The organism is Stenotrophomonas sp. DDT-1, assembly GCF_001580555.1.
GTDB lineage: Bacteria > Pseudomonadota > Gammaproteobacteria > Xanthomonadales > Xanthomonadaceae > Stenotrophomonas > Stenotrophomonas sepilia.
This window is the reverse complement of the sequence record NZ_LEKR01000011.1, coordinates 108,112-114,231: the sequence shown is the minus strand read 5'-3', so window position 1 is coordinate 114,231 and position 6,120 is coordinate 108,112. Positions and strand designations below refer to the sequence as shown.

Annotated in this window: 6 protein-coding genes and 1 pseudogene; 3 read left to right on the top strand and 4 right to left on the bottom strand. The window is 68.5% G+C overall.

What is annotated here, in order from left to right; genetic code table 11:
• Positions 1 to 604, bottom strand: a pseudogene (locus AB839_RS08280) (imidazolonepropionase); the annotation flags it as partial.
• A gap of 67 nt (positions 605 to 671) precedes the next feature.
• On the opposite strand from AB839_RS08280, the gene AB839_RS08275 reads away from it, so the two are divergent.
• The gene (locus tag AB839_RS08275) at positions 672 to 2,042 is read left to right on the top strand and encodes a formimidoylglutamate deiminase (protein ID WP_061478966.1); all 1,371 of its coding nucleotides are present in this window, start codon (positions 672 to 674) and stop codon (positions 2,040 to 2,042) included.
• 27 nt (positions 2,043 to 2,069) lie between these two features.
• Positions 2,070 to 2,798, top strand: coding sequence for a histidine utilization repressor (gene hutC, locus AB839_RS08270; RefSeq protein WP_061478965.1), 729 nt, complete (start codon positions 2,070 to 2,072; stop codon positions 2,796 to 2,798).
• Positions 2,799 to 2,994: 196 nt separating this feature from the next.
• Here the strand turns inward: hutC and AB839_RS08265 are convergent, their stop codons facing one another.
• From AB839_RS08265 to AB839_RS08255, 3 genes are all read right to left on the bottom strand, one after another.
• Positions 2,995 to 3,999: a restriction endonuclease gene (locus AB839_RS08265; RefSeq protein WP_061478964.1), complete on the bottom strand. Its 1,005-nt coding sequence runs from the start codon at positions 3,997 to 3,999 to the stop codon at positions 2,995 to 2,997.
• Between the two features lie 236 nt (positions 4,000 to 4,235).
• Positions 4,236 to 4,727, bottom strand: a complete 492-nt coding sequence (locus AB839_RS08260; protein ID WP_005417304.1) for a phasin family protein — start codon at positions 4,725 to 4,727, stop codon at positions 4,236 to 4,238.
• An 81-nt stretch (positions 4,728 to 4,808) separates the two neighbouring features.
• Complete coding sequence (locus AB839_RS08255; protein WP_005417302.1) at positions 4,809 to 5,084, bottom strand: polyhydroxyalkanoic acid system family protein; 276 nt, start codon at positions 5,082 to 5,084, stop codon at positions 4,809 to 4,811.
• A gap of 125 nt (positions 5,085 to 5,209) precedes the next feature.
• Here AB839_RS08255 and AB839_RS08250 point away from each other — a divergent pair, with 125 nt between their 5' ends.
• Complete coding sequence (locus AB839_RS08250) at positions 5,210 to 6,019, top strand: FHA domain-containing protein (protein WP_061478963.1); 810 nt, start codon at positions 5,210 to 5,212, stop codon at positions 6,017 to 6,019.
• The last annotated feature ends 101 nt before the right edge of the window (positions 6,020 to 6,120 follow it).

Genomic DNA, 6,120 nt, shown 5'->3' with positions numbered 1-6,120 from the left:
CCAGGCCTTCGGTGGCGATGGCCGGAATCATCACCTCGCACACCTCATCGGTGTACTCCTGTGCTTGGCGGCCCGGCGGAATCGCGTGTGCACCGAGGAAGGTGGTCACCACGTTGACCCGGCATTCCTCACCCAGCGCACGCGCAACCTGCAGTTGCTTGCGTTCGTCGGCCAGGGTCAGGCCGTAGCCGGACTTGATCTCGAGGGTTGTCACGCCCTCGGCGCGCATCGCCAGCAACCGTGGCCGGCTTTCGCGGGCCAGCTGCTCTGGCGTGGCGGCGCGGGTGGCGCGCACGGTGGAGACGATGCCGCCGCCGGCACGGGCGATCTCGGCATAGCTCACGCCCTGCAGGCGCTGCTCGAATTCGTTGGCGCGGTTGCCGGCGTAGACCAGGTGGGTGTGGCAGTCGATCAGGCCCGGCGAGATCCAGCGGCCTTCGCCGTCGATGCGGGTGGTCGGCTGCAGGTGGGCGTCGCTGCCGGCCGGGCCGACGTGGATGATGCGGCCGTCGGCGCAGGCCAGTACGCCATCGCGGATGACACCCAGCCCCTCGCCATCGAGGGTAATCAGGTGGACGTTGGACCAGAGGGTATCGACGTGCATGGCATCCACAACGCGGCTGTGCTTATATGTCTATACAATATAGGCGTCCATTTCGGGTTGTCCAGCCATGTCCGATTCGCGTTCCCCGCACAGTTTCCATGCCGCCCACGCCCTGCTGGCCGAGGGTTGGGCCCGCGATGTCCGCCTGCAGGTGCAGGACGGTCGTATTGCGGCGATCAGTACGGGGCAGGGCACCCAGCACGGCGACATCCGGGTCGGCATCCTGGTGCCGGGCCTGCCCAACCTGCACAGCCACGCGTTTCAGCGTGGCATGGCCGGCCTGACCGAGATCGGCGGCGGTGACGGTGACAGCTTCTGGAGCTGGCGCGAGCTGATGTACCGCTTCCTGGCCCATCTGCGTCCGGACGCGGTGCAGGCCATCGCCGCCCAGGCCTACATGGAAATGCTGGAAAGCGGCTTCACCCGCGTCGGCGAGTTCCATTACCTGCACCACGATGCCGACGGCCGCGCCTATGCCAATCGAGCCGAGATGAGTGCACGGATTGCCGCCGCCGCCGACCAGACCGGCATCGGCCTGACCCTGCTGCCGGTGTTCTATGCGCATGCCGATTTCGGCGGGGCGGCGCCGAATCCAGCGCAGCGACGCCTGATCCACGACATGGACGGCTTCGCGCAGCTGGTGGACGCCGCCAAGCCGGCATTGGCCGCGCTGCCCGACGCGGTGCTCGGCATCGCACCGCACAGCCTGCGTGCGGTCACCGGCGAGGAACTGAGTGCGTTGCTGCCGCTAACCGACGGCCCGGTGCACATCCATATCGCCGAGCAGGTGCGCGAAGTGGAGGCCTGCCTGGCCTGGAGCGGCCAGCGCCCGGTGCAGTGGCTGTACAACCATGCGCCGGTGGATGCGCGCTGGTGCCTGGTGCATGCCACCCACATCACCGATGACGAGCGCGCGGCCATTGTGGCCAGCCAGGCCGTGGCCGGCCTGTGCCCGATCACCGAGGCCAATCTGGGCGACGGCCTGTTCCCGATGCAGGCATTCGCGCGCGAGGGCGGACGCTTCGGCGTCGGCTCCGATTCCAATGTGCTGATCGACGCGGCCGAAGAACTGCGCCTGCTCGAATACGGCCAGCGGCTGACCTTGCGCGGGCGCAATGTACTGGCGCCGGATGCCACCCGCAGCACCGGTCGCTTCCTGTTTGAAGGTGCATTGCACGGTGGCGCACAGGCGCTGGGCGTGGCCGCTGGCCTGCAGGTCGGTGCCAGTGCCGACCTGGTCGAACTGGACGCCGCGCACCCGGCGCTGCAGGCGCGACAGGATGACGCATGGCTTGACAGTTGGGTGTTCGCCGCACGTAATGGCGCGCTGCGATCGGTCTGGCGCCATGGCCGCCAGTGCGTGGCCGAGGGCCGCCACCTGCAGCGCGAGGCGATCACCACCGCCTTCGCCGCCGCCCTGCGCGGCGTGCTGGGCTGATCGCCTCCGCCACCGGGACCTCATTACGTGAAGGCCAGCAAGTCCGCCACGCTCAACCAGCGTATCCGCAGCGATCTGGAAAGCCGCATCCTCAGCGGAGAGTGGGCGCCGGGCTTCCGTATTCCGTACGAGCACGAGTTGATGGAGCAGTACGGCTGCTCGCGGATGACGGTGAACAAGGTGCTGACCGCATTGGCCGAGAGCGGCATGATCGAGCGCCGCCGTCGCGCCGGTTCATTCGTGGCGCGGCAGCCGCCGCACCTGGAGCAGGTGGCGCTGGAGATTCCCGATATCGCGATGGAGGTCGGTTCGCGCGGCCATCAGTACGCGTACCGCCTGCTGCAGCGCGAGCTGCGCCTGGCCGACACCGGCAATGCCGGTGAAGTGGAGCTGGCCGGCAGCGAGAAGCTGTTGGCGATGCGCTGCCTGCACCTGGCCGATGGCCGTCCGCTGGCGCTGGAGCATCGCCTGATCAGTCCGGTGGGCGTGCCCGAGGTACTGAAAGTCGATTTCAGTACCACCGCGCCGGGCAGTTGGCTGCTGCAGAACGTGTCCTGGACGCGCGCGCAGCATCGCATCAGTGCCTGGGGTGCGGACACCGCCACGGCCAGGCTGCTGGACGTGAAACCGGGTACCGCCTGCCTGGTGATCGAGCGCCTGACCTGGCGTGGCGATCAGCCGATCACCCGCGTGCGCCAGGTATTCCTCGGCGACGCGTGGGACCTGGTCGCGCGCTTCGCGCCAGGGGCACGCTAGGGGTTCCTTCCACGCATGGCGGGGATCTACCAAGGGGGGGGCGCGATTGGGCTGAGCAGGGCCATGTAGCGCCGAGCCCATGCTCGGCTGCTGTTCGCGCGATGCGCGATGAGTCGAGCGTGGCTCAACTCTGCAAAGGCATCCACGCGTGGCGTGGGGATTCAGTAGATCCACGCCATGCGTGGATGCTGCCCCATCAATACGTAGCGCACTGCCGCCAGCGTACCGGCTCATCCACGCCGGGCCGGGCGTTGAGCTGGATGCGCACGTTGCGCAGGGCGGGGTAGTGCAGCACTTCCTCGCAGACCAGCGGCCAGACCTTTTCCAGTTCGCCGGTGCGGTTGATCGCCAGCGTCTGCCGGGTCAGCCAGACACCGCTGGCGATGCCGGGCTTGCCGGCCAGGGCCCGGGCCAGATCGGCCTGGAAGCGCTCCAGCGTGGCCGCATCCGGATTGGGATTGCTGCGCGCGTCGGCCGCCGGGGCGACGGCAGCCGCGGGTGCAGGGGCGGCCGGGAGCACTGCCGCGGTGCCCGCGGGTTCCGTCGCAGGCGCGGTTGAAGGCGTCGCCACCGCCGGTGCGGCAGCAACCGGCGCGGCCTCTTCCACACGCAGGCCCTGCAGGCCCAGGCCAACCAGCAGCCCCAGCGTTGCCGAACCCAGTGCGGCGATGGCGATGCGGCGCAGCGCTTCGTGGCGGGCGCTGGCGCGCACGCGCGCTTCGATGTCGCCGGGCAGGTAAGGCTGCAGCAACGGCCACAGGCGCGGGCCGTCCAGCACTTCAACCGCCTGCTTCTCGGCGGCGCTGCGGCCGTCGCGCTCGATGCGGCCTTCGGTCAGCAGCACGCCGCCCTTGGCCCCGGCCAGGCGCGCGGCCGCACCCAGCTCGTTCACTGCGGCGGTGCCGATGCGGTAGGCCAGGCCATGCTTGCACGACACCAGCCAGTGGTTGGGGCCATCGCTGAGCATGAAATCGCTGCTTGGCTCGCGGGCTTCTTCCGCCGGATCGATCAGCTCACGCAGGCCGCGCTGTTCGCGCAGCATGCGCTTGACCAGAACCGAGAATTCGCGCCAATGCATGCCCGCCAGGGCCTGCAGGCCGAGTTGCATCTCCTTCTGCCGCCGCTTGACCCACCACAGATAGACAACGGCCAGGGAACAGCTAAGCAGGGCCGACAGCAGGGCCAGGATCCAGGGGAGCATGCAGGAGTAGGGCGGAAGGGGCGAAAGCGGAGGACGACAGTGTAAAGGTCGCGGTGCCTGGCCGGGTCAGGATGTTCCTGACAGAAAGCGTGATGGAGCGCGCAGATCGGCGCACAGCGGGCACGAAAAACCCGCCAATCCTGAAGCCGTGAGGGGAGGGAACAAACGGCAGCCGAAGCGATTGGCGGGTTGCTCGCGATTGTCGACCAATTTTTATTGCGTTGCAACAATTGCGCTCAGGGCACGCTGTCCGGCGACTGATGGCTGCCCGGAGCAGGGGCGTCGGTGCCGGACGCGGCGCGGTTTTCCAGCTTGGCTAGGCGCGCGTGCAGGGCATCAATGCGGGCCTCCAGCGCGGTCACTTCGTCGGCGGTGGGTACATGCAGGCGCTTGAGTACGCCCTGCACCTGGTCATCGAAGGCCTTCTCCACCTTGTTCCAGGTGCCGGAGGCCTTCTCGCGGGCCTCGTCCAGCGAGGTCTCGACATTGTCACGCCAGCCCGGGCCCTGGTCGCCGTTGCGTTCACGGCGGCGAGCTTCCCAGGCTTCGCCTTCCTTCACCAGGCCATCGAAGAAGCGGCTGCCCTCGGCCTGGGCGCGACCCAGCGCACCCAACCCGGCCAGCCAGACCTGCTGGGCCGAATCGCTCAGCTTGCGCGAGAAGCGCTCGGCCTGGTCACTGAAAGAGGCATCGTCGTTGCGGCGGTCGTCGTTCTCGTAGTGGTTCATCGCACTTCCCGTGGGAGTTGGGCCTGCCCCCGAGAGTAGCGCGCACCGGCGTTGCACGGCCGTGACGGCCGCCGCCGGGGTTCAGCCCAGCTTTTCCTTCAGCACACGCTGGATCTCGCCTTCGACCATGCCCTTCATCGCCGACAGCAGGAAGCCCAGCTTGGCGGTTACGCGCACGGCACCCGGCTGCAGTTCGATCGCACCGTCCACGCCGCTGCCGGAGAAGTTCAGTACGTCGGCGGTCCAGGACGACTTCAGGCCAAAGCGCTCGGACAGCTTGGCAGCGACCTGTTCGATCGCGGCGCGCGCCTGTGCATCGGGCAGGGCGTGGGCGTGGCGGACATCGATGGTGGACATGCAGGCTCCTGGCGCAGGGCGGGGTAGGTCGAAGAGGGCAAGCATTGTGCGCATCAAGGGCCGCCGCGCCAAGCACTCATCGTGGGTTCTTCTTCGTTGGCGACCAACCTGCTAGGCTGCGCCGCGTGCAGAACCTGCTTGTTCACTTCAGTCAACAACAACAGCCCGACCAGCCCTTGCGGCCCGGGGTGCAGCGCATCGTGCGCCAGGCCAACGGCAGCGTGCGGCTCGGAGATCCCGGCCACGGCGCACTGCTGCTGGCCCAGTTCTGCATGGATGATCGCGGCCTCTGGCTGCAGGTCGGCAACGGCATCCGCGGCGTCCACGTCAACGGTCGCCCGGTACGCCGGATGGCCCTGCTGCGTGCAGGCGATGCGGTGTATGTGGATGGCGTGGAGATGGTCCTGCAGGGCGAGGTCGAAAGCCTGCTGCAGGCGCCTGCGCCGAAAACCGAAGATGGCAGCGACGAGCAGCAGCAGCGGCTGCTGCGCGGTGTCGGCGGCCTCCATCATGGCCGCAGCTTCACCCTGTCGCGGGCCCGCCTGATCGGGCGTGGCAACGAGGCCGACATCGCCATCGATGACCCGGCTTTTGCCGAGCAGCATGCCCGCGTGGAAGTGCACGGCGAACGCGTGCTGCTGCGCGACCTCGGCAGTGCCGACGGCACCCGCGTCAATGGCGTGGCCGTGCGCCATTGCTGGCTGCAGGCCGGCGACCAGGTGGTGTTCGATGGCCAGCACCGTTTCGTGCTGGAAGTGCCGCATGATCCGCGTCGGCGGTCGTTGCCGGTCGAGGACGAGTCGGGCGAGGACGTGGAACAGGCGCCGGTGCTGCCGGTTGCGCCGCGCAGGGTGCGGCGCTGGCCGTGGCTGCTGGTCAGTGCGCTGCTGCTGGCCGCGCTGCTCAGCCTGCTGCTCTGGTTCGGCGCGCGCTGACGGTAGTGCCGGCCGCTGGCCGGCAACCGCCGCCCCTGAATCCGTGAGGTTGCCGGCCAGCGGCCGGCACTACCCGGTCGCGTTGCCGATGGATTCCAATG

What these genes read in the sequence shown, in the direction of transcription:
- AB839_RS08265 (WP_061478964.1), bottom strand. Translation starts at nt 3,999, where the DNA reads ATGCTCCCCTGGATCCTGGCCCTGCTGTCGGCCCTGCTTAGCTGTTCC.
- AB839_RS08275 (WP_061478966.1), top strand. Translation starts at nt 672, where the DNA reads ATGTCCGATTCGCGTTCCCCGCACAGTTTCCATGCCGCCCACGCCCTG.
- AB839_RS08260 (WP_005417304.1), bottom strand. Translation starts at nt 4,727, where the DNA reads ATGAACCACTACGAGAACGACGACCGCCGCAACGACGATGCCTCTTTC.
- AB839_RS08255 (WP_005417302.1), bottom strand. Translation starts at nt 5,084, where the DNA reads ATGTCCACCATCGATGTCCGCCACGCCCACGCCCTGCCCGATGCACAG.